At 68.4% G+C, this 20627-nt stretch carries 17 protein-coding genes and 1 pseudogene; 10 read left to right on the forward strand and 8 right to left on the reverse strand.

The annotated features are described in order from the left end of the window. The 5 genes and pseudogenes from ABZ824_RS24845 to ABZ824_RS24865 all read left to right on the forward strand — a co-directional run. Positions 1–97 (forward strand): annotated as a pseudogene (locus ABZ824_RS24845) (cytochrome P450); the annotation flags it as partial. Continuing rightward, positions 97–903, forward strand: a complete 807-nt coding sequence (locus ABZ824_RS24850; RefSeq protein WP_356965589.1) for an SDR family oxidoreductase — start codon at positions 97–99, stop codon at positions 901–903. The pseudogene ABZ824_RS24845 and the gene ABZ824_RS24850, both read left to right, overlap by 1 nt. A gap of 9 nt (positions 904–912) precedes the next feature. Next, entirely contained in the window at positions 913–1110 is a 198-nt protein-coding gene (locus ABZ824_RS24855) for a ferredoxin (RefSeq protein ID WP_356965590.1), read from the forward strand. A 139-nt stretch (positions 1111–1249) separates the two neighbouring features. Then, positions 1250–2842 (forward strand): succinic semialdehyde dehydrogenase, encoded by a 1593-nt coding sequence (locus tag ABZ824_RS24860; RefSeq protein ID WP_356965591.1) that lies wholly within the window; start codon positions 1250–1252, stop codon positions 2840–2842. Positions 2843–2907: 65 nt separating this feature from the next. Beyond that, complete coding sequence (locus ABZ824_RS24865) at positions 2908–3393, forward strand: glutathione peroxidase (RefSeq protein ID WP_356965592.1); 486 nt, start codon at positions 2908–2910, stop codon at positions 3391–3393. Between the two features lie 155 nt (positions 3394–3548). Here ABZ824_RS24865 and ABZ824_RS24870 read toward each other — a convergent pair whose 3' ends face one another. The 3 genes from ABZ824_RS24870 to ABZ824_RS24880 form a co-directional block, all read right to left on the reverse strand. Then, entirely contained in the window at positions 3549–4913 is a 1365-nt protein-coding gene (locus tag ABZ824_RS24870; protein WP_356965593.1) for an NtaA/DmoA family FMN-dependent monooxygenase, read from the reverse strand. A 19-nt stretch (positions 4914–4932) separates the two neighbouring features. After that, a complete protein-coding gene (locus ABZ824_RS24875) occupies positions 4933–5967 on the reverse strand; it encodes an LLM class flavin-dependent oxidoreductase (protein WP_356965594.1) in 1035 nt (344 codons plus the stop codon). 171 nt (positions 5968–6138) lie between these two features. Then, a complete protein-coding gene (locus ABZ824_RS24880; protein WP_356965595.1) occupies positions 6139–7578 on the reverse strand; it encodes an MFS transporter in 1440 nt (479 codons plus the stop codon). A 255-nt stretch (positions 7579–7833) separates the two neighbouring features. On the opposite strand from ABZ824_RS24880, the gene car reads away from it, so the two are divergent. Beyond that, entirely contained in the window at positions 7834–11307 is a 3474-nt protein-coding gene (gene car / locus ABZ824_RS24885) for a carboxylic acid reductase (protein WP_356965945.1), read from the forward strand. A gap of 3 nt (positions 11308–11310) precedes the next feature. On the opposite strand, the gene ABZ824_RS24890 is transcribed toward car, so the two are convergent. Together ABZ824_RS24890 and ABZ824_RS24895 are read right to left on the reverse strand one after the other, a co-directional pair. After that, positions 11311–12969, reverse strand: coding sequence for a sulfatase-like hydrolase/transferase (locus tag ABZ824_RS24890; RefSeq protein ID WP_356965596.1), 1659 nt, complete (start codon positions 12967–12969; stop codon positions 11311–11313). A 196-nt stretch (positions 12970–13165) separates the two neighbouring features. After that, positions 13166–13855, reverse strand: coding sequence for a TetR/AcrR family transcriptional regulator (locus ABZ824_RS24895; protein WP_356965597.1), 690 nt, complete (start codon positions 13853–13855; stop codon positions 13166–13168). Between the two features lie 149 nt (positions 13856–14004). On the opposite strand from ABZ824_RS24895, the gene ABZ824_RS24900 reads away from it, so the two are divergent. Continuing rightward, positions 14005–14946, forward strand: a complete 942-nt coding sequence (locus ABZ824_RS24900; protein ID WP_356965598.1) for an NAD-dependent epimerase/dehydratase family protein — start codon at positions 14005–14007, stop codon at positions 14944–14946. Between the two features lie 441 nt (positions 14947–15387). Then, complete coding sequence (locus ABZ824_RS24905; protein ID WP_356965599.1) at positions 15388–15831, forward strand: nuclear transport factor 2 family protein; 444 nt, start codon at positions 15388–15390, stop codon at positions 15829–15831. A 121-nt stretch (positions 15832–15952) separates the two neighbouring features. Here ABZ824_RS24905 and ABZ824_RS24910 read toward each other — a convergent pair whose 3' ends face one another. Beyond that, positions 15953–16609 (reverse strand): serine protease, encoded by a 657-nt coding sequence (locus ABZ824_RS24910; RefSeq protein ID WP_356965600.1) that lies wholly within the window; start codon positions 16607–16609, stop codon positions 15953–15955. Positions 16610–16925: 316 nt separating this feature from the next. Between ABZ824_RS24910 and ABZ824_RS24915 the strand changes: the two genes are divergently transcribed. Together ABZ824_RS24915 and ABZ824_RS24920 are read left to right on the forward strand one after the other, a co-directional pair. Then, a complete protein-coding gene (locus ABZ824_RS24915; protein WP_356965601.1) occupies positions 16926–17504 on the forward strand; it encodes a hemerythrin domain-containing protein in 579 nt (192 codons plus the stop codon). Between the two features lie 237 nt (positions 17505–17741). Then, positions 17742–18791, forward strand: a complete 1050-nt coding sequence (locus ABZ824_RS24920; RefSeq protein ID WP_356965602.1) for an FAD-dependent monooxygenase — start codon at positions 17742–17744, stop codon at positions 18789–18791. A gap of 61 nt (positions 18792–18852) precedes the next feature. On the opposite strand, the gene ABZ824_RS24925 is transcribed toward ABZ824_RS24920, so the two are convergent. Next, positions 18853–19497 carry a TetR/AcrR family transcriptional regulator gene (locus tag ABZ824_RS24925; RefSeq protein ID WP_356965603.1) on the reverse strand — a complete coding sequence of 215 codons (645 nt, stop codon included), beginning with the start codon at positions 19495–19497 and terminating at the stop codon, positions 18853–18855. After that, complete coding sequence (locus ABZ824_RS24930) at positions 19494–20471, reverse strand: NADP-dependent oxidoreductase (RefSeq protein ID WP_356965604.1); 978 nt, start codon at positions 20469–20471, stop codon at positions 19494–19496. Before ABZ824_RS24930 ends, ABZ824_RS24925 begins: the two co-directional genes overlap by 4 nt. Between the last annotated feature and the right edge of the window lie 156 nt (positions 20472–20627).

Raw genomic sequence — 20627 nt, forward strand, 5'->3', positions numbered from 1 at the left:
GCGGTCCTATGACGTCCTCGATTCCGGTGTCGCCCGGGTTCATTCGTCCAATGTGCGTGGCTTCGCGCACCTACCCATCACCGTGGAGACCCGATAATGCCAAGATTCGCACCCCATCCGGAGCGCAGGCCCGCGCTCGTCGCCGGCGCCTCCTCCGGGATCGGCGCGGCCACCGCCGTCGCCCTGGCCGAACTCGGCCACCCGGTCGCGCTCGGCGCGCGTCGCGTCGAGCAGTGCGCCGAACTGGCGGACAAGATCCGGGCCGACGGCGGTGCGGCGTTCGCCCATCGGTTGGACGTCACCGAGCCGGATTCGGTGGAGGAATTCGTGCGTGCCGCCGAAGAAGCGCTCGGCCCTACCGAGATCCTGGTCTCCAGTGCGGGCGACATCGAGTTCGGGCAGGCGTACGCGATGGATCCGGAACGATTCGTGCGCCAGGTGCAGGTCCATCTGGTCGGCGCGCAGCGTCTCGTGCACCGGGTGCTGCCCGGCATGCTCCGCAGGCAGCGCGGCGACATCGTATTGATCAGTTCGGATTGCGCCTCCGAGCCGCGTCCGCGCACAGGCGCCTACAGCGCGGCCAAGGCGGGACTGGAAGCGATGGCCGCGCAGATGCGTATGGAGCTCGAGGGTAGCGGCGTCCGCCTGTCTCAGGTGCGCCCCGGACCGACCTTGACCGGCATGGGCATGGACTCCACGCCCGAGATCGTCGGCCCGGTGCTGGAGGACTGGAAAGCGTGGGGGTTCGCCAGGCATCCGTACATGTTGCGCGCGAGCGACTTGGCCGCCGCGGTGGTCGCGGTGGTATCCACCCCGCGCGGCTCGCACTTGGTGCTGGTCGAAGTGCAACCCGAGGCGCCGATACGTCCCCTCCCGGACGGCGCGGGGCCGAACGAACAGTAAGGAGTCACGATGCGAGTGCTCGCCGATCTGGATCTGTGTCAGGGGCATGCCGTGTGCCAGGACGAGGCGCCGGAGGCGTTCCACGTCCCCAAACGCGGCAAAGTCGAGATCCTCGACGCCGCCGCGGACCCGCGGGCCCGCGGCGACGTACAGCGCGCGGTCCGATACTGCCCGACCCAAGCGCTGTCGATCGCCACGGACGAATGAGCGGAATTCGTCCCTCGCGGCAGGTAGGCAGGGCGCGGCCGGGCGAATACGATGAATCCAAAATCGGAACGTGTTCTAATTCAGTCGCGCGGTCCGGCCCGGCACCTGCGGCGATGCCCGACGTCATGGAGAAGATCCGATGAGCACAGCACACACCGACAAGGCCGAGAGCACCTTGCCCGCCAGGATCACCGGGGAACTGCTCGCCCGGTTGACCGGCCTGGTCGCCGCCGACGGTGGTGCGGCGCCATATGAGATGACCGAGGTCTACACCGGCGCGCCGGTCGGTGCGCTTCCGCAGTCGTCCCCGCAGGACGTGCTGACGGCGTGCGCCGCCGCCCGGGCGGCGCAGGCGGAGTGGGCCGCACTGCCGCTGCGCCAGCGGCTTCGGGTGTTCGAGCGGCTGCACGAGCTGATCCTCGGCGAGGTGGAGACCATCGCCGACCTCATCCAGATCGGGTGCGGCAAGACCCGTCGCATGGCCGTCGAGGAATCCTGCGACGTGCCCATGGTGATCAGCCATTACCTCAAGACCGCGCGCCGGGTGCTGCGGCCGAAGCGGCGCGGCGGCGCGATGCCGCTGATCACCTCCTCGATCGAGCAGCACCGGCCCAAAGGTCTCGTCGCCGTGATCGCGCCGTGGAACTTTCCCTTCGCCATCGCCCTGTCCGACGCCATGCCCGCGCTGATGGCAGGCAACGGCGTGGTCCTGAAGCCGGACAACAAGACCGCGCTGTGCGTGCTCTTCGGCGTCGAACTGCTGCACCGCGCCGGGCTGCCCCGCGGCCTGGTCCAGGTGGTGTGCGGTGAAGGGCCCGACATCGGGCCGACCCTGATCGACAACGTCGACTTCGTCATGTTCACCGGCTCGACCGCCACCGGCCGGATCGTCGGCGAGCAGGCCGGTCGCAACCTCATCGGATGCAGCCTGGAACTGGGCGGCAAGAACCCGATGATCGTGCTCGCCGACGCGAACCTGGACGAGGTGGTTCCCGGCGCGGTGTTCGCCGCCTTCGCCAACTCGGGGCAGGCGTGCATGCACATCGAACGGATCTACGTGCACCGGTCCCTCCACGAGGAATTCCTGCGCCGGTTGGTGGCCGCGGCGGCGGAATTGAACGGAAAGATCGGCGGGGCCTACGACTACACGCCGGAGTTCGGTTCGCTGGTCTCCCCGCAGCATCTGGAACGGGTCGCCGCGCACGTCGACGACGCGCGGGCCAAAGGCGCCACCGTGCACGTCGGCGGGCAAGCGCGCCCGGATGTCGGTCCCGCTTTCTATGAGGCCACCGTGCTGACCGGCGTGACACCCGAGATGACCCACGCGACGCTGGAGACCTTCGGCCCGGTCGTCACCGTGTACCCGTTCGACGACGAGCAGGAAGCGGTGCGCCTGGCCAACGCGACCGACTACGGTCTCAACGCCAGCGTGTGGACCCGGGATGCGGCACACGGCGAGCGGATCGCCGCACAGCTGCAAGCGGGCAACATCAACATCAACGACGGCTTCGTCGCGACCTACGCCGCCAAAGGCACGCCGTCGGGTGGAGTGAAGCAGTCCGGAGTCGGCACCCGGCACGGTGACCAGGGCCTGTTGAAGTACACCGATACGGTGAACGTCGGCGTGCTCAAGAAGCAGGTGCTCGCCGCGCGGGCCGGTCAGCCTTACGACAAGCAGCTGAAGATGACCTTGATGTCACTGCGGCTGATGCGCCGGACGAGGTTGCGCTGAGCCGTCGTGGGCTGATGCGCCCGCGGCGGGTCCGAAACCCGGTGATCCGGTACCGTGACGTACCTATGAGCCTTCGAGAAGTTCCGCTACGCACGCTGTCCGGCGAATCGACGACGCTGGCCGACCTGGTCGGCGACCGCGCCGTCCTGCTGGTCAACGTGGCTTCCAAATGCGGGCTGACACCGCAGTACTCCGGCCTGGTCGAACTGCACAATTCCTACGGCCCGCGCGGTTTCAGCGTGGTCGGCGTGCCGTGCAACCAGTTCATGGGCCAGGAGCCCGGCACCGCGGAGGAGATCCAGCAGTTCTGTTCCACCACCTACGGCGTCGACTTCCCCTTGCTGGAGAAGACCGACGTCAACGGCGACCAGCGCCACCCCCTCTACCAGACCCTGGCCGACACCCCCGACGCCGAAGGCAACGCCGGCGACATCCAATGGAACTTCGAGAAGTTCCTCATCGACCGCGACGGCAAGGTAGCGGGCCGCTTCCGCCCCCGGACGACCCCCGACGCGCCGGAGTTGGTCGCCGCCATCGAATCCGTGCTCTGACCGAACGTGAAACCGGAGCCGCCGTCCATCCAGGATGGCGGCTCCGTTCGTATCCCTGACGAGTGGCGCATCGCTGCGGCGAATCGCGAGTAGACCTCTCGATGGTGTGCCGTTCGACAACTTCGGGCGCGATCCGTCGCTCGGCTGTCGTGCGATCAGGAGCGGCGGGTGAGGGGTTCGCGTAGGCCGAGGTGGGCGCGGAGGGTGGTTCCGGTGTATTCCGTGCGGTAGACGCCGCGGTCTTGGAGTTCGGGGACGAGCCAGTTCACGATTTCGTCGAGGCCGGTCGGGACCAGGTAAGGGGAGATGTTGAAGCCGTCGGTCGCGCCGTGGCGGACCCAGCGGGCCAGTTCGTCCGCGACCTGGGTGGGGGTGCCCGCGAAGCCGGAACGTTCGGTGGAGGCGATCACGACTTCGCGCAGGGAGAGGTTTTCCGCCTCTGCCCTGGCCCGCCATTCGCGGGCGATGGCGATCGGGTCCTGTCCGGAACGCGGTGCGCCTCGGGTCTCCGAGATCGGGCGTGGCTGCGGATCGTCCGCGGGCAGGGGACCGTTGGGGTCGAGGCCGGACAGGTCGCGGCCCCAGATCTGCCCGGCCAGCGACAGCGCGGTCTGGCCGGTGTACTGGCCGCTCTTCACCCAGCGCACTTTCTCCTCGACCTCGGATTCCTTCTCCGCGAGGATGATCTGCGTGCCGGGCAGGATCCGGATGTCGTCCTCGGGCCGGCCCGCCGCGCGCAGGCGTGTACGGATGTCGTTCGCGAAGGCCAGCGCGTCGTCGAAATGCGTTCCGTGCCTGGAGAAGATGACATCGGCGTGCGCAGCGGCGAAATCGCGGCCGGTGGGTGAATCACCCGCCTGGAAGATCACCGGATGCCCTTGCGCGCTGCGCGGCAGCGTGGGGGTGATCGCCACGTCGAAGTGCGGGCCGGTCCGCACCACCGGATGGATCGCCTCGGCACGCGCCCACGACGGGCTCTGCTGCGAGGTCGCGATCGCGCCGTCGTCCCAGGCGTCCCAGATCGCCCGCACCGTGGCGACGAACTCCCCGGCGCGCTCGTAACGCAGCGCGTGGTCCAGGAATCCGCCGCGCCGGAAGTTCGCGCCGGTCCAGGCGTTGTCCGTGGTGACCGCGTTCCAGCCAGCCCGGCCACCGGACAGCAGGTCCAGGCCGCCGAGTTTGCGCGCCAGGTCGGCGGGCTCGTTGTAGGTGGTGTTCTGGGTGGCCACCAGGCCGATGTGCCGGGTGACGCCCGCCAGCGCGGCGAGCTGGGTGATCGCGTCGGGGCGGCCCGCGATGTCCAGTTCCAGGATCGCGCCGTCCTGCTCGCGCAGGCGCAGGCCCTCACCGAGGAAGAACGCGTCGAACAAGCCGCGCTCGGCGGTCTGCGCGACTCGGCGGAAGGTTTCGAAGTCGATCTGCGAGCCGCTGGACGGGTCGGACCAGATGGTGGTGTGGTTCACGCCTTGGAAGAAGACGCCGAAGTGGACTTGGGCGTCGGGACGCGGGAAGTCGGTCACGGAAACGATCTCCTGACGATCAGCGGGTGGTCGCGTAGCGGTTGGCGGGGCGGTTCAACCCGAGGTTGGCGCGCAAGGTCGAGCCGGGGATCGGGCGGTGCGCGACGCCGGTGCGCAACAGCGCGGGGACGACCTCGCGCGCGAGCACTGGCAGATCCTCATCGATCACGGCGAGGTGCAGCCGCACTCCGTCCAGGTGCGCGCTGAGTTCGGTCAGCAGATCGGTCAATTCCCCGGCCGATCCGGAGAACGCCAGGCGGCCCGGCGAACCGGAGGATTCGCCGAATCGCTGTGCTGCGCGCGTGCCCGGAACGTCCAAGGTCACTTCGACTTCGGCGAAGGCGAGCGCGGCCCCGCCGGAGTCCGCCGCCACGGCCGCCGCGACGGAATCGGCGGCGACGAGCCGGACGTCGACCTCGCCTTCGGTGCCGAACACCACGGGCTGACCCTGTGGCGGCCGCGGCACGATCGCGGGTCCCTTCACCGAGAAGGTCTCGCCCTGGAAGTCGATGTAGTGCAGCTTGTTCCGGTCCAGGAATCGGCCGCTGGCGTAGTCGCGGATCACCGCGTCGTCTTCCCACGAGTCCCACAGGCGACGGGCCACCTCGATCGAATCCCGTTGCTCGCGGGCCAGATCGGCGTCTTCCGTCACCGGTCGACGTCCCCAGGTGGCGGCGGCGCGCGGATCGTCGACGCGCTCGGCGATCCATCCGGCCCGTCCCCGCGAGGCGTAGTCCAGCGACGCCACCTGCGATGCCGTGTGGAACGGTTCGGCGTAGGTGGTGGCGACGGTAGGAACCAGACCGATCGTGCTGGTCGTCGCCGCGACGAAGGACGCCCGCGTCACCGCGTCGATGCGACCGGGAATCTCCTGCCCCGGCAGGATCGAGTCGGCGAACGTGGCCAGGGTGAACCCGGCGTTCTCGGCGGCGGCCACCCGCCTGTGCACGGTATCCGCGGTGAGCAGACGGTCCGGCGCGTGTGCCGCCCGCCGCCACGCCTCGGGGCGGAACCCCTCTCCGTCGAGTTCTACACCGAGCGCGAAAACGCCCATCCCGCACCTTCTTTCATCCCGCGAACGATGACGCGACGATCGGTGGCCCGAGCCGGGCACGATGCGGCTCGGGCCACCTTCGGCGCACCCCTTGCGAGCATGCGCGCAAGGGGCGGCCGATCGCGATGGTTTGCGTCGCGATGATTCGAAGGTTGTCGAACGGAGGGTCGGCTACCGTGCCGCACGAGCCGCGAAAGCGGCCGCCAGCAGGACCGTGACGCCCTCGGCGATCGCGGTGCCGCCGAGCGCATGTGCCGCACTGCGCACCGTGCTGCCCGCGAGGCCGAGGAACAGCGACCCGAAACCGGCGATCCCGACCACCACGCCGAGTTGCACGTTGGTCACCAGGATGCCGCTCGCGTCGGCCGCCAGGCTCATCGGGACCTTGGCCAGCGTGCGAGTCATGAGCGGACTGAAGGCGATGCCGTTGCCCGCGCCGCACAGGCCGAGCAGGGTCAGCGCGAGCGGTCCGACGTCGCCGCCGTCACGTAGCAGCACGCCGAGGGCGACCATGCTCACCGCCCCGACGACCAGGCCGAGCGGGATCATCACCGGATGGAACCGGGCCGGGACGCGTTCCCAGTTCAGGCTGGCGACGGCGAAGGTCACGCCGAGGGGGACGAACAGCAGACCCGCGTGCAGCGCGCTGTAGCCCAGCGTGCTCTGTAGGTGGATCGCCATGACGAACATCCAGCCGCCGAAGGTCGCCATGGTCACGAACAGCGCGACCGCGGCGGGCACGAGGCCGGGCGCGGTGAGTACCGCCCGCGCGAACAGGGGCTCGCCGCCACGGGTGGCGACGACCCGCTCGATCGCCACGAACGAGGCGAAGCCGAGCACGCTGGCGGTCAGGGCGATCCACGACCACAACGGCCAATCCAGCTCCCGCCCCAGGACGAGCGGCAGCACCAGCAGCAGCACCGACGCGGTGAGCGTGGCCAGTCCCGGCAGATCGAGCTTGCGCTCGAGCCGCTGGGCCGAGGACGGCAGGATGCGCGGCGCCGCCGCGAGCAATACGAGGCCGATCGGCACGTTCACCAGGAACACGCCGCGCCAGCTGCTGCCGAAGAGATCGGCGTTGACGATCAGCCCGCCGAGGACCTGTCCGGCGACCATGCCGCCGGAGATGATGGCCGAGTAGACGCTCAGCGCCCGCGCGCGGGCATCGCCGGTGAAGGTGCGCTGGATGAGCGTCATGATCTGCGGCACCATGGCCGCCGCGCCGACGCCCTGGGCGAACCGGAAGACGATCAGCGATGCCTCGTTCCAGGCCAGACCGCAGGCCAGCGAGGAGAGGGTGAACAGCGCGAGTCCGGCGATGAACGCGCGGCGTTGGGTGAATCGGTCGCCGAGGCGCGCCCCGGTGACCAGCAGGACGGCGTAGGCGATGACGTACCCGGCGACGATCAGCTGCAGCGCCGCGCCGCTGGTGTGCAGGGAATTGCGGATGGAGGGAATGGCGACGTTGACGATGGAGGCATCGAGCACCGCCATGAACTGCCCGGTGAGAATGACGGCGAGGAGGGCAAGCGAACGCCGCGCTCCCAGCACGGCCGGTGCGGCCGCGGCGGCCGTCGTCGCCGCGGGCCCCGGCGATATGGTCTGTGTCATGCACCGAGCATGCGGTGCGGCGGGCACCGGTAACAGGAGCCCGATAACACTGGTACCGGCAGCACCAGGCTGAGTGTGCGGCACAACGCAATACCGAGTAGTTTCAGGACCTTCCCGGCACCGTGTCCAGTGTCACAGACGTGCGCGGCGGCTATTGCCTGACCAAAGTACTTAGTCGAGCTAACGTGTTTATGGAGGCGCGTTCAAGGACCGAAGGAGGTCGTCGTGGCACCCGAAACACGCGGGGAGCGGCTCATGCGCCGCATCACCCGGCTATATGCCGAATACGACGACATCCGCAACGCCACACCGCGTGCGGACGTCGCCGAGAAGATTCGCGACCCCGGAGCGGGGCTCGCTCAGATCGTCGAGACGGTGATGGTCGGCTACGCCGACCGGCCCGCCGTCGCCCAGCGCGCGACCGAGCTGCGCACCGACGAGACCGGACGCGCCACGCTGACGCTGCTGCCGCGGTTCGACACCATCACCTACGGCGAGCTGTGGGAGCGCGTGCGCGCGGTCGCCGCCGCATGGCACGGTGACGCGGACACACCGCTGCGGGCAGGCGACTTCTTGGGCATCCTGGGCTTCACCAGCAGTGACTACACCACGCTCGACCTGGCCTGCATCCACCTCGGCCTGGTCGCGGTACCCATGCAATCCAGCGCCCCGGTCGCCCAGCTCACCGCGATCGTGGCGGAGACCGAGCCGCGGGCGCTGGCGGCGACACCGGAACTGCTCGACGCCGCGGTGACGTGCGCGCTGTCGGAGTCCGGGCCACAACGGCTGGTCGTCTTCGACTACCACCCGGAAGACGACGACCAGCGGGCGGCGTTCGACGCGGCCCGCGCGCGGCTGGCCGACGCGGGCAGCGCGGTGCGCGTCGAATCGCTCGACGAGGTGCTGGCGCGCGGCCGGACGCTGCCGCCTGCGCCGCTGTTCGTCGCCGAGCCCGGCGAGGACCCGCTGGCGCTGCTGATCTACACCTCGGGCAGTACCGGAACCCCGAAAGGCGCGATGTACAGCCAGCGGCTGGTCGCCAGGGGATGGGTGAACCGGCCCGACGTCGCCGCGATCAACTTCAACTACATGCCGATGAGCCATGTGGCCGGTCGCGGGTCGCTGACCGGCGTGCTGGCGCGCGGCGGCACCGCGTACTTCGCGGCCGAGAGCGATATGTCGACGCTGTTCGACGACATCGCGCTGGCCCGGCCGACCGAGCTGTTCTTCGTTCCGCGCGTGTGCGACATGGTCTTCCAGCGCTACCAGAGCGAGGTGGACCGGCGCTACGGGCCCGGCGTGGACCGCGTCGCGCTGGAGGCGGAGGTGAAAACCGAACTGCGCGAACACTTCCTGGGCGGACGACTGGTCATGGCGATCTGCGGGAGCGCCCCGGTGTCGGCGGAGATGAAATCGTTCGTCGAGTCGGTGCTCGATCTGGAGTTGCACGACGGCTACGGATCCACCGAGGCGGGCGGCGTGGTCGTCATCGACGAACGGGTGCAGCGGCCGCCGGTACTGGACTACAAACTCGTCGACGTCCCCGAGCTGGGCTACTTCCGGACCGACAAGCCGCATCCGCGCGGCGAGCTGCTGTTGAAGAGCAGCACCCTGATCTCCGGGTACTACAAGCGGCCCGAGGTCACGGCCGAGGTCTTCGACTCCGACGGCTTCTACAAAACCGGCGACATCGTCGCCGAACTCGCCCCGGATCACCTGGTCTACGTCGATCGGCGCAACAACGTGCTGAAACTCTCCCAGGGCGAATTCGTCGCGGTTTCGCGCCTGGAGTCGGTCTACGCGACCAGTCCGCTGATCCGGCAGATCTTCGTGTACGGCAGCAGTGAACGCGCCTATCTACTCGCCGTGATCGTGCCCACCGAGGACGTGCTGGCCTGGGGCGATCCCGAGAAGATGAAGACGGCGCTGAGCGACTCGCTGCGACAGCTGGCCAAGGACGCCGAGCTGCAGTCCTACGAGATCCCGCGCGAGTTCCTGATCGAGCCGGAACCGTTCACCACCGCCAACGGGTTGCTGAGCGGCATCGGAAAGCTGTTGCGGCCCAAGCTCAAAGAGCACTACGAGCCGCGCTTGCAAGCACTCTACGCCGAGCAGGCCGCCGGGCAGGCGAACGAACTGCTCGACCTGCGCCGCACCGCGGATCACCTGCCCGTGCTGGAGACGGTGAGCCGCGCGGCGAAGGCCGTACTGGGCTGCGCGGACGCCGATCTGCGCCCCGACGCGCACTTCGGCGACCTCGGCGGCGATTCGCTCTCGGCGCTGTCGCTGTCGAACCTGCTGCACGAGATCTTCGAGGTCGAGGTGCCGGTGTCGGTGGTGATCAGCCCGGCCAACGGTCTGCGCGAGGTGGCGGCTTACATCGCGGCCGAGCGCGCCTCGGGGACGCGGGGCGCCACCTACGCCTCGGTGCACGGCGCCGGGTCGCCGGTGCGCGCCGCCGATCTGACCCTCGACAAGTTCCTCGACGCCCGCACCCTCGCCGAGGCGCCGAATCTGGCGCGCCCCTCCGCAACCGTGCGGACGGTGCTGCTGACCGGTGCGAACGGCTACCTCGGCCGTTTCCTTTGTCTGGAATGGCTGCGGCGGATGCACGACAGCGGAGGCACGCTGGTCTGCCTGGTCCGGGGTTCCGACGCCGCCGCGGCGCGCAAGCGACTCGACAGCGCCTTCGACACCGGAGATCCCGGCCTGGTCCAGGAATTCCAGGATCTGGCCGCCGCGCATCTGGAGGTGATCCCCGGCGACATCGGTGATCCGAACCTGGGGCTCGACGATCGGACCTGGCAACGGCTGGCCGAACAGGTCGACGTGATCGTGCATCCCGCCGCACTGGTCAACCACGTGCTGCCGTATCGGCAACTGTTCGGCCCCAACGTGGTCGGCACCGCCGAGTTGATCCGTCTCGCCCTGACCACGCGGCTCAAGCCGTTCACCTATCTGTCCACGGTCGCCGTGGCCACGCAGATCGACCCGGCCGTCTTCGCCGAGGACGGCGACATCCGCGAGCTCAGCGCGGTGCGCGCGGTGGACGACAGTTACGCCAACGGCTACGGCAACAGCAAGTGGGCAGGCGAGGTGCTGCTGCGCGAGGCCAACGACCTGTGCGGGCTTCCGGTGGCGGTGTTCCGGTCGGACATGATCCTCGCCGACCGGCGTTACACCGGTCAGCTCAACGTGCCCGACATCTTCACCCGGCTGCTGCTGAGCCTGCTCGTCACGGGGATCGCGCCGTTCTCCTTCTACCGCACCGACGCGAACGGCCAACGCTCGCGCGCCCACTACGACGGCCTGCCCGCCGATTTCACCGCCGAGGCGATCACCATTCTCGGCGCGACGGCGGGGACGGGTTTCCACAGTTTCGACGTGCTCAACCCGCACGACGACGGCCGCTCGCTCGACGAGTTCGTCGACTGGCTGATCGACGCGGGCCATCGCATCGAGCGGATCGCCGATTACGACGAGTGGGTCACCCGATTCGAGACCTCCCTGCGTGCGTTACCGGAAGCTCAGCGCCAGGCCTCCGTGCTGCCGTTGTTGCACGCCTATCGACGACCGGCCCCGGCCGTTCGTGGCTCGGCATTGCCCGCGGACAAATTCCGTGCTGCCGTCCGAGCCGCGAAAATCGGCGCCGATCAGGATATTCCGCAGATCTCCCGGGAGCTGATCGAGAAATACGTCACCGACCTGGGCGTGCGGGGCTTGCTGTAGGAGCTAGGACGGCTTCGGCACGGCATCGAGCAAGGCGTTGCCGATGCGTTCGGCTTGGACCAACACGTTCGTCTGCGCCGAGAGGTAGTCGCCGATGCCTTCGTCCTGCGCGGCCCGCAGATACGGCGGCAGCGGTTGCTGGATCTCGGTGCGAATGACGTTGTCCAGCAGCGACTCCATCTCGCCGCGCAACGGATTCCCGGTGGCGGCTTGGTTGTCGAGTTCGAGCCTGCCGCCGTCGGTGCTGTAGTCGTAGAGCTCGAATTCCTGTGCGGCCGCCGGGTCGATCTGGATCCGGCCGTGCACCCAATGGGAATAGGAGGCGAATTTCGCGTCCGGGGTGCGCACCATCGCGACGTGGCCCGGGGCGTTCTGATCGAACAGCATCGCGGCTTCCTCGATCGAAGCCTCGTCGGTGGTATGGGCGACCCACGGCCTGCCCGCGGCTCCCGGGTTGCGGCACAGCGCGGCGATGTCGAGACGCCCGCTGAGATGTTCGTAGCGTCCGTCGCCGCGCCATTCGTCGCCGCCGGTGCCGATGGTGAGCAGCAGGGGAGTGAAATCGACACTGGAAGTGAGCTGGTCCCTGGTGCTCGTCCCGTTCACCGGGCTCAAGTGGCCGCGCGGATCGTGGACGTAGAGCGGGACGCGCAGCGCCTCGTCGTAGGCGGCGCCGCCTTTGCCGTGCAGGCCGTGGGAGCCCGCGTAATCACCGTGGTCGGAGGTGAAGACGACGACGGTGTTGGCGGCGACGTCCGGACGCGACTGCAAGGTGTCCAGCACGCGGCCGATCTGGATATCGACCTGCTGCTGCGCCCACAGATACAGATTGCGCATCTCGATCCAGGCCTGCATGGCTTCCGGCGTTCCGTAGGGCGCCGCTCCGAACGCCACCGCCGAGACCTCCACCAGCGCCATCTGCAGGCGCGGTTTGCGCGAAAGTTGTTCGAGCGACTCGAAATTGGGCGGCAGCTCGTTCATCCAGCGTGGGATGTCGGCGTTGAACTGGTCGCGACGGGTCCAGCGCGGCCACCATTGGATGTCGTGCGGGTTGACCAGCGACACCGTCGTGCACCAGGGCGCATTGCCGGAATCGTTGTGGAACCAGTCGACGAATTGGTCGACGATCTTCGGATCCATTTGCAGCCCTTGACCCGGCGCGCCGTTCGGTGAGGGATAGGTGCCGCCGTGGAATCCGTAGGCTTCGAGCGCGCCCGGTGTGCGATCCGGGTAGCTGCCGAGATGCCACTTGCCCCAGTAGGTGGTGTCGTAACCGTGGTCGCGCAGCATGGACCCCCACGTCGGGAACAGCGGCGACAACGTCGACTCCGACACGACCATGACCCCGGTCTGCTGCGCGTAGAGGCCGGTCAGCAGGCAACCCCGGGCGGGCGTGCAGTCGTTGGCCGCCGTGTAGTGGTTCTCGAACGACACGCTGCCCCGGCGGATCCTTGCGATGTTCGGCAGCACGGCGTCCAGCGTCTGCTGGTCGGGAAACCATACGGGTGTCCGCATCTCGTCCACGATGATCACCAGGATGTTCGGCTTGTCCGGATCGGTGTCCGCTCGGGCCTTGCCCGGCGCGGCTCCGGTCGTGACGGCGGCCGTGGCCGAAGTCGCCGCGCTGGACAGAAACCCCCTGCGAGTGAACGAGCTCGGCAATGTTCCTCCACGAATGAGTCGTGCTCGGGCGAATGGAACGCGGAGAATCTCGGTGCTGTGTACCGTAGCGCCGCCCGGCGTGCGCTACCCGCACGCCGCTGCGGACACGCCGCCATGTCGTCGTACAGATGAGCTGGTCGGACCGGATCGAGGCCGGGCTGCGAAGAAGGCGGCGAGGAGACCGCCGGAGGCCGGGTTACGGCAGGCCGACCAGGTCGGCCATCACGTTCATGTGGTGACCGAAGTATTCGTCGCGGGCGTCGATGGTTCCGTTCAGGCGGCCGAAGATCTCGAAGCTGATCAGGCCGAACAGCTGGGTCCAGCCGACGAAGACCCGGTCGAGTACGTCTTCGGGCATGTCGGCGGGCGGCTTCTGCTCGATGAGTCGGCGCAGGTCGGTGCGGACGGGCGCGGGCAGCGGGGCCGGAAGCGGTGGCGGCGTCAGTCTTCCCGCCCCCTCCTGCGCGATGGCGACCAGCCGGAAGACCACGGCCGTGGCGGGGGCCACGGTGTCCTCGGGTGCGAAGTATCCGGGTACCGGGCTGCCGTAGAGCAGTCCGTATTCGGCCGGATGGGCCAGCGCCCAGTCCCGCACCGCCGAGCACACCGCCAGCCACCGGCCGCGTAGATCGGCGGCGGGAACCTTCGCGTCGGCGGTTTCGGCTTCGGCGGCCAGGGCGCGGTAGGCGTCGAGAATCAAGGCGGTCAGCAGGTCGTCCCGACTCGGGAAGTAGCGGTAGAGCGCGGACGGAACGATGTCCATATCCCGTGCGACCCCGCGTAAGGACAGGTTCGCGCCGTCCACGGCCAACCGTCTGCGCGCGACCTCTTTGATCTCCTCGGTCATCTCGGAGCGAATGCGGGCGCGTAGGGATCGGGCGGACATCTCCCCAGTGTAGAGAACAAGCAACCGATAACAGAACATATGTTGGTTCGGTGAACAGTGCTCTTGACTTCGCACATTGTTCTGACTTACGGTGGAGCCGCATGGAGAACACTGTTCTCTAAACGGAACGCCCGACAGGATGGATTGCCATGGTTCTGCACGTTGTCATCGGAGCCGGCCCGGTGGGCGCGACCACCGCCGCGTTGCTCGCCGCACGCGGCGCCCAGGTGCGCGTGATCACCCGGCGCGGCGTCGGCCCGGATCATCCGCTGATCGAGCGCGTCGCCGCCGACGCCGCCGACTCGGCGGCATTGATCGGGCATTGTGCGGGCGCGGAGGTGATCTTCCAGTGCGCGCAGCCTCCGTATCAGCGCTGGGCGAGCGACTTTCCGCCCCTGGCCGCCGCCGTGTTGCAGGCGGCGGAGGCTACCGGCGCCGCGCTGCTGAGCGTCGGAAACCTGTACGGCTACGGTCAGGTCGACGGTCCGATCAGCGAACAGCACCCGCTGCGTCCCAACAGCGTGAAAGGGCGCGTGCGCGCGGAGCTCTGGACCGAGGCGCTGGCGGCGCACGAAGCGGGCCGCGTCCGCACCGCCGAAGTACGCGGATCGGACTACCTCGGCGCCGGAGCGACGTCGGCGTTCACCGTCGCGGCGCTGCCCGCCGTGCTGGCCGGCCGCCGGGTGCTGTTCCCCGCCGATCCGGACGCCGCGCACAGCTGGACCGACGTCACCGACACCGCACGTACTCTCGTCGCGGTCGCCCACGACGAAAACGCTTGGGGCCGCGCTTGGCACACGCCCACCGCGCCGCCGATGTCCCTTCGCGAACTCGCCGGGCTCGCGGCGACGGTCGCGGACGCGCCGCCCGCGCGGGTGAGCCGGATGCCCGCCGCGGTGCTCTGGGTCGGAGGGCTCTTCGATCCCAACGCCCGCGAGATGCGCGAACTGCGGTATCAGTTCGATCGTCCGTTCGTGATCGACTCCTCGGCCGCGACCGCGGCCTTCGGCATCGAGCCGACGCCCACCGCGGAATCACTGCGCGCCACGATCGCCGCCCTTCGCGACGAGGCGTCCGCATCCATCGACTGACGTCCGGCGGACGATTCGTGGAAGGGGACCGCGAACACGTCGTGGCGGACGAAGGCCAGGCGGCTCGGGTCCGAGGAGTCATGAGCGGACCGGGCGCCGCGCCGCTACCGGCTGTCGGGAAGCGACCTCGTGCGACCACAGGATGATCTCGACCTGGCTGCCGGGAACCACGGCCGTCACTCAGGGTCGCGGCCGCCGCGCGAAAGTAGATCTCGGTAGTCGCGCTCGCCGTCGGCGTGCTCATGCCCACTCCTCGGGTAGTCCCTCGATCAGCCGCGATGGGGTGTCCGACGCTGTCCGGACGGCGTCGGCCGGGTAGCGTCGACAACCTCGCCTATGACGAGAGACACCGGGGGAGAGGTAACACCACCGATCCCCGGTCTATCACGATGGCTGATTCCCGCCAGCGCGGGCGGGATGGCGGTGACGAGGATCGTGCGCATGACAGCTGATGTGATGAGCACCCTGAGGGCCTTCTACGCGTCGGAGGCGGCGTATCTCACCGACGGGTCCGGGTTCGAGGAAATGGCCCGGCATCTGGCGCCGGATGTGGTCATGCGCCAGGCGTCGAGCCTGCCCTATGGCGGCGATTGGCATGGACACGACGGATTCCGGAGATTCCTCGCCGCGATGCGAGAGAACTGGGACGGCTTGTGGTTCGACGAGCAGCATTTCCTCGACGACGAGGCCAGCGTCGTGGTCTACAGCCGGGGTCGTCTACGTGCGCGGCGCACCGGACGGATACTGGAAACCTCACTGCTGCAATGGATCAGCTTTCGAGACAGCCTGATCACCGAATTCCGGCCCTACTATCACGACACTTCGGCGGTCCTGGCCGCCCTGACCGAAGGGCCGTCGGCCGCGCAGCCTCCGTCAGCCGGTTGACCGACCTCTCTGCTCAGGACAGCCAGCGCCATTGCAGAGCACACCGTTTCTCGGACCGCGCAGGCGGTTGCCGTCCTGCAATGAGCGGTGCCGAAGTTCGTCGCTGGTCACGCTGCTGGGCTCAGATGGGACGGAATCCGGCGCCTACGTCGTCGCGGGAGTCGATGTCGGCGAGGATGGCGTTGATGTCGGTTCCCACCTCGGGCCCGAGACACCCCATGCCCCAGTAGGCGTTGACCATGCCGACCAGGGTCGAACCGATCACCACCGGCGCGCCGGAATCGCCCTTGAGCACACATATTTGGGTCCAGGTGTCGCTGCCGCGGCCCATCATGTCGCCCCAGGCGACACCGCAGGTTCGGCCGGTCGTGCGGCCCTTCTTGCACACCACGTCGGGAAATCGCGCGGGTGCGCCGAGGCCGTCGATGGCGAAACCACCGACGTCGCGGGCTGGAGCGACCCGCGCGTCATCGAATTGGATGATCGCGTAGTCCAGTTCGTGATCGGCGTAGACGAACCGCCCTAGCACCCCATAGCTGGGATAGGTCACCGACGCCACCTTCGCCCCGGGCTCGCCGCAATGCCCCGCCGTCAAACCGACCAGCCTGCCGGCCGCGTCGTAGCCGATGGCGGTAAGCGTGCACTCGGCCCGGTCATCGATCACGATCCCCGATCCACCGCCGATCGGCGGCAACGGCAACTGCGGTACACCGGCCGCCGCACCGGCTCCGACGGAAACCGGGCCGCACACCAGCGCGGCCGCGGAAATCACCTTCATCAGCGAACGAGACACCGTTCCTCCCACCGAGCCGAGCGAACCTCACCACCACCGAGCTACCCACACCTACCACGCGGAAACGGAGGATCGGTCGCAAAGCTGCCGCTCCCGAGGTTCGGTCAGCCGTTTCACGGCGGGGCACTTTGTCGTTGACGATCGCGATCGGGTATCCATGCGGGTTCCGCGGCGGAATGTGAGCGTCGGGCCGCGGCTCGGTAGTACGTTGTCGTCAGGTTCCCATGGACGTTCCGGCTGCCCGCGCGGCAGTCGGTCGTCGAGTCCAATGCTTACTCGAACGCGGCGTCAGGGAGGAAATGTGGACATTACCGAGCTGATTCTCGATGACCATCACGAGCAGCGGCGGCTGTTCGCGATCCTGGAGCAGATCGATCGCGGGGAAACCGCCGCGCTGTCCGCGATCTGGGACAGACTGGCGGCCTTCCTCGAGCTGCACGCGCAGGCCGAGGAGGAGATCTTCTATCCCGAGCTGCTCCAGGCAGGGATCGCGGCCCGGCGCGCGAGCGGGACGGAGGACGAGACACTCGACGCGATCCACGACCACAACGAGATCAGGGACGCGGTCGCCGAAGTAGCGCGACACCAGGTCGGCACCGACGATTGGTACGCGGCCGTAGCTGCGGCGAACCTGGCCAACAGCGACCATATGGCCGAGGAAGAACGTGGGGGGCTCACCGACTTCCGCCGCCTGGCCGGGTTGGCGCGCCGCCACCAACTCGCCGTCGCCTTCGCCGCCTACGAAGCGAGCAATTACGCCGGCGTCGAGCCCGTAGACAAAGACCCTCTCGGCTATGTCCGCGCGGCGGAGGCGACACTGCGCACCGGGGCGAGTGGATCGCTCAGTGTCGGCAGCCTGAAGCGAATTCCACCGAGCTGAGCACCGTCGATGCGATGGGGGAGCGCATGTCTCGACCCGTGCCCACTCGGATTCTTTGCCTCGAAGAGCTTTTGGATTGGTGGCCCGCTCTTCCATCATGAGACGTGCTCTGCGGTGGCGCCATCCGCGCTCGGTCGATCAGTCCTCGGCGAAGGTTCGGCCGAGCATGGCAATGTGGATGAGTGCCCCTCCCAGCGGGTGGCCGTCGGCACGACAACGCTAGGAGATCGCAGTTACATGGTCAGTGTTGTCGGTGGTGGGATCGCGGGCAGTTGCCTGGCCGGTGGTCTCGCGCGGAAAGGTCGTCAGGTAACGGTCTACGAACAACAGCGCCCCGGTCCCGGAGCCGGGGCGTTTCTGTTCATCGATGGTCGCGGGCACGACGCGATGGAGGCGATGGGCGTCGATCGTTCGGCGCTGCACGAGGTTTCGTATCCGCTGGCGGGGCTCGACTATGAAGACAGTCGCGGTCGGCGCAGCGAAATGCCCAGTCGCGGTCATCGCTTCTGGTTGCGCCGCAACCTCATGGGTGTGTTGTCGGAGTTCGTCGCGGGCTCCGGCGCGGAGCTGCGCTACGGCGAGCCGATCACCGAGGTGACCTCGGGTGACGACGGCCACGAGATCCGGCGCGGCGCGGACGTCGTCGCCGCCGAGGGACTGGTGGTCGGCGCCGACGGTATCGACTCCGTGGTCCGCGCGGGCCTGGAACCCGGCCGCATCCCGGTCTACGCCGGTGACGTCGTGCTGTACGGGATGACCGGCACGCCATTAAATTCTCCGCCGGCCACCGCACCCGCGGTCCTGCACTTCTTCGCCGAGGTCGCCGAAGACGGCAGTGCCGGCAGTACTTTCGGGCACATCTGGCGCCCAGAGGATCCGGCGGCTCTGTGGTTCGTGCGGATCCCGCGCGAACCCCTCCCCGCTACCCGCGACGATATCGGGATGCGGCCGACCGGTGAATGGGCCGAAACCATCTTGGCCGCAACGCCTTCCATTGAGGCGCTGGTGTCGGATTTACTGTCGCACACGGAACTGGTGCACGTCAGCAACGCCCGCGACGTTCCCCTGGACGGAGCGCGCGCGCCTCAGGATTCGGTGCTCCTGATCGGTGACGCCGACCACGCCATCACTCCGGCCGCCGGAGTCGGCGCACGTGACGCGCTCGAGGACGCACGCGCGGTGTTCGATGCGATCGTCGGGGCCGGCTCACCCGCCGAAGCGATGACGCAGCGCCGCAAGCAGATCATCACCGATCGCGAGGCAGCCCAGCGGGCCCGACGGCGATGATCCGGCATTCGGTCCGCCTCGGTACGGTCGCTCGGCAGCCTTGCCCACAGTGGCGCTGCACTCAGCGACCGAGATTCGCCGCCAGTATCGCGTCGAGGAGCGCCGGGAGTCGCCGCCCGGGGCCCGCGCTGGAGAACAGGCCCGAGGTGGTGAATGTGCCGACGATCCCCAACTGGAGCTGGTCGGCGAAGGAATCGGGGTCGGGCACGGCAAGGCGTCGACCTAGCCTGCGAAGGCGCATGCCCAGTTCCCGCTCGTGCTGGAGGCAGCGGTCACGGATCTCGTCATGGCTCTCGGAGAATTCGGCCGCCGTGTTGACGAAGGCGCAGCCTCGGTACCCAGGTGATGCCGCCATGTCGGTCATCCACGTGATCTGGGTCCGCAGCTCTGCCTCGGCATCGTCGGCGAACTGCTCCGCCACCTCGTCCCACCGTGCCCACAGTTGCTGGTCGATTCGGTCGAGAACCGCGAGGATGAGCGCGTCTTTGGTGGGGAACCACCGGTAGAGGCTGGCTTTGGCGATGCCGGCGCGGCGCACGACCTCATCCACACCGACGGCATGCACACCGTTGTCGTAGAAGAGTTGACAGGCGATGTCGAGCACCGCTTCTCGAAGCGCCGGCCCACGCAGCCGGGGGGCGCGTGAACCGGCGGTGCCCTGTTGCCGGGGCGGGGCTGCCGGCGTCCCGGTTCGCTGGGTGGTCATTCCGCTGAGTCCGGCATCACGATGACGGCCTTGCCGATGCCGGATCGGCTGGTCACCCACTGCTGTGCCCGATTCGCCTCCGCGAGCGTGAAGGTCGCTCCGATATGGACGCGCAAGGAACCGGCTTCCGCGAGTTCGGATAAGGCTCTCAGGCCTACGGGATCCGGGTCGACCAAGCAGGACACCGCGTCGATCCCACGCGCATCAGCTTCAGCCCGGTAGTCCGGGACTGCCCAGCCCAATGCGAGCGCAGCGCAGCCGCCCGGTGCGATCCGGTCGAACAGCCGCAGGGCCAGATCGCCGCCTACGACATCGCACAAGGCGTCGGCCATGTCGATGGCGGCCACCGCCGCGGCGTCCCGATAGTCCACGCAGTCGTCGGCGCCCCATGAGGTGACCAACGAGTGGTGCTCGGGCCGAGCGAGCGCGACCACTTCCGCATCGAGCGCGCGAGCGATCTGCACGGCGAGATGTCCGACACCGCCGGAGGCGCCGTTGATCAGGACACGCTTGCCCCGCTCCACCTTCGCCGCTCGGAGCATCTGCCAGGCGGTCAGCCCGCACAACGGCAGCGCGGCCGCCTCCACCATGGTGAGGCCTGCCGGAGCGCGCACCACGTGGTGTGCGGGAGCCGTCACGTACTCCGCGTAAGCCCCGGCCGGATGGGGGAACCGGGCCAAGCCGAAGACCGGGTCGCCGACGCGGTGCCTCGCCACGCCGTACCCGACCGCATCGACGGTTCCCGCCACGTCCCAGCCCGGGATGAGCGGAAGTGTCATCGACTGGACGTAGCCGTTCCCGCGACCGGTGTGCATGTCGACGGGGTTGACGCTCGTCGCCGCGACCTTGATCCGTACCTCCCCGGGGAGCGGAACCGGCCGGGGCAGTTCGCCCACGGCGAGCGGCGCGCCGAATTCGATGTGATGGGCGGCCAGCATCGTGGCAGGCGCCTCTTCGGCGGCTCCGATGATCATGCGCCCGCTCCGCGCCCGAGCAGGTCCTCTGCCGTCGATTCCGTAGCCATGAAGGACTCCCATCCGCCGTGCTTAAAGAGACAGATCTGTCTCGTTAAAAGATAGAGACAGATCTGTCTTGTTGGCAATGGGCACGGCCCAATCCACCTACACGGG

The organism is Nocardia sp. NPDC047038, assembly GCF_040644075.1.
Taxonomy (GTDB): domain Bacteria; phylum Actinomycetota; class Actinomycetes; order Mycobacteriales; family Mycobacteriaceae; genus Nocardia; species Nocardia sichangensis.

Coding starts and splice junctions, on each gene's coding strand:
- ABZ824_RS24930 (WP_356965604.1), bottom strand. CDS start 20,471: ATGATCATCGGAGCCGCCGAAGAGGCGCCTGCCACGATGCTGGCCGCC.
- ABZ824_RS24865 (WP_356965592.1), top strand. CDS start 2,908: ATGAGCCTTCGAGAAGTTCCGCTACGCACGCTGTCCGGCGAATCGACG.
- ABZ824_RS24910 (WP_356965600.1), bottom strand. CDS start 16,609: ATGAAGGTGATTTCCGCGGCCGCGCTGGTGTGCGGCCCGGTTTCCGTC.
- ABZ824_RS24925 (WP_356965603.1), bottom strand. CDS start 19,497: ATGACCACCCAGCGAACCGGGACGCCGGCAGCCCCGCCCCGGCAACAG.
- ABZ824_RS24875 (WP_356965594.1), bottom strand. CDS start 5,967: ATGGGCGTTTTCGCGCTCGGTGTAGAACTCGACGGAGAGGGGTTCCGC.
- car (WP_356965945.1), top strand. CDS start 7,834: ATGCGCCGCATCACCCGGCTATATGCCGAATACGACGACATCCGCAAC.
- ABZ824_RS24895 (WP_356965597.1), bottom strand. CDS start 13,855: ATGTCCGCCCGATCCCTACGCGCCCGCATTCGCTCCGAGATGACCGAG.
- ABZ824_RS24880 (WP_356965595.1), bottom strand. CDS start 7,578: ATGACACAGACCATATCGCCGGGGCCCGCGGCGACGACGGCCGCCGCG.
- ABZ824_RS24855 (WP_356965590.1), top strand. CDS start 913: ATGCGAGTGCTCGCCGATCTGGATCTGTGTCAGGGGCATGCCGTGTGC.
- ABZ824_RS24905 (WP_356965599.1), top strand. CDS start 15,388: ATGACAGCTGATGTGATGAGCACCCTGAGGGCCTTCTACGCGTCGGAG.
- ABZ824_RS24900 (WP_356965598.1), top strand. CDS start 14,005: ATGGTTCTGCACGTTGTCATCGGAGCCGGCCCGGTGGGCGCGACCACC.
- ABZ824_RS24850 (WP_356965589.1), top strand. CDS start 97: ATGCCAAGATTCGCACCCCATCCGGAGCGCAGGCCCGCGCTCGTCGCC.
- ABZ824_RS24860 (WP_356965591.1), top strand. CDS start 1,250: ATGAGCACAGCACACACCGACAAGGCCGAGAGCACCTTGCCCGCCAGG.
- ABZ824_RS24920 (WP_356965602.1), top strand. CDS start 17,742: ATGGTCAGTGTTGTCGGTGGTGGGATCGCGGGCAGTTGCCTGGCCGGT.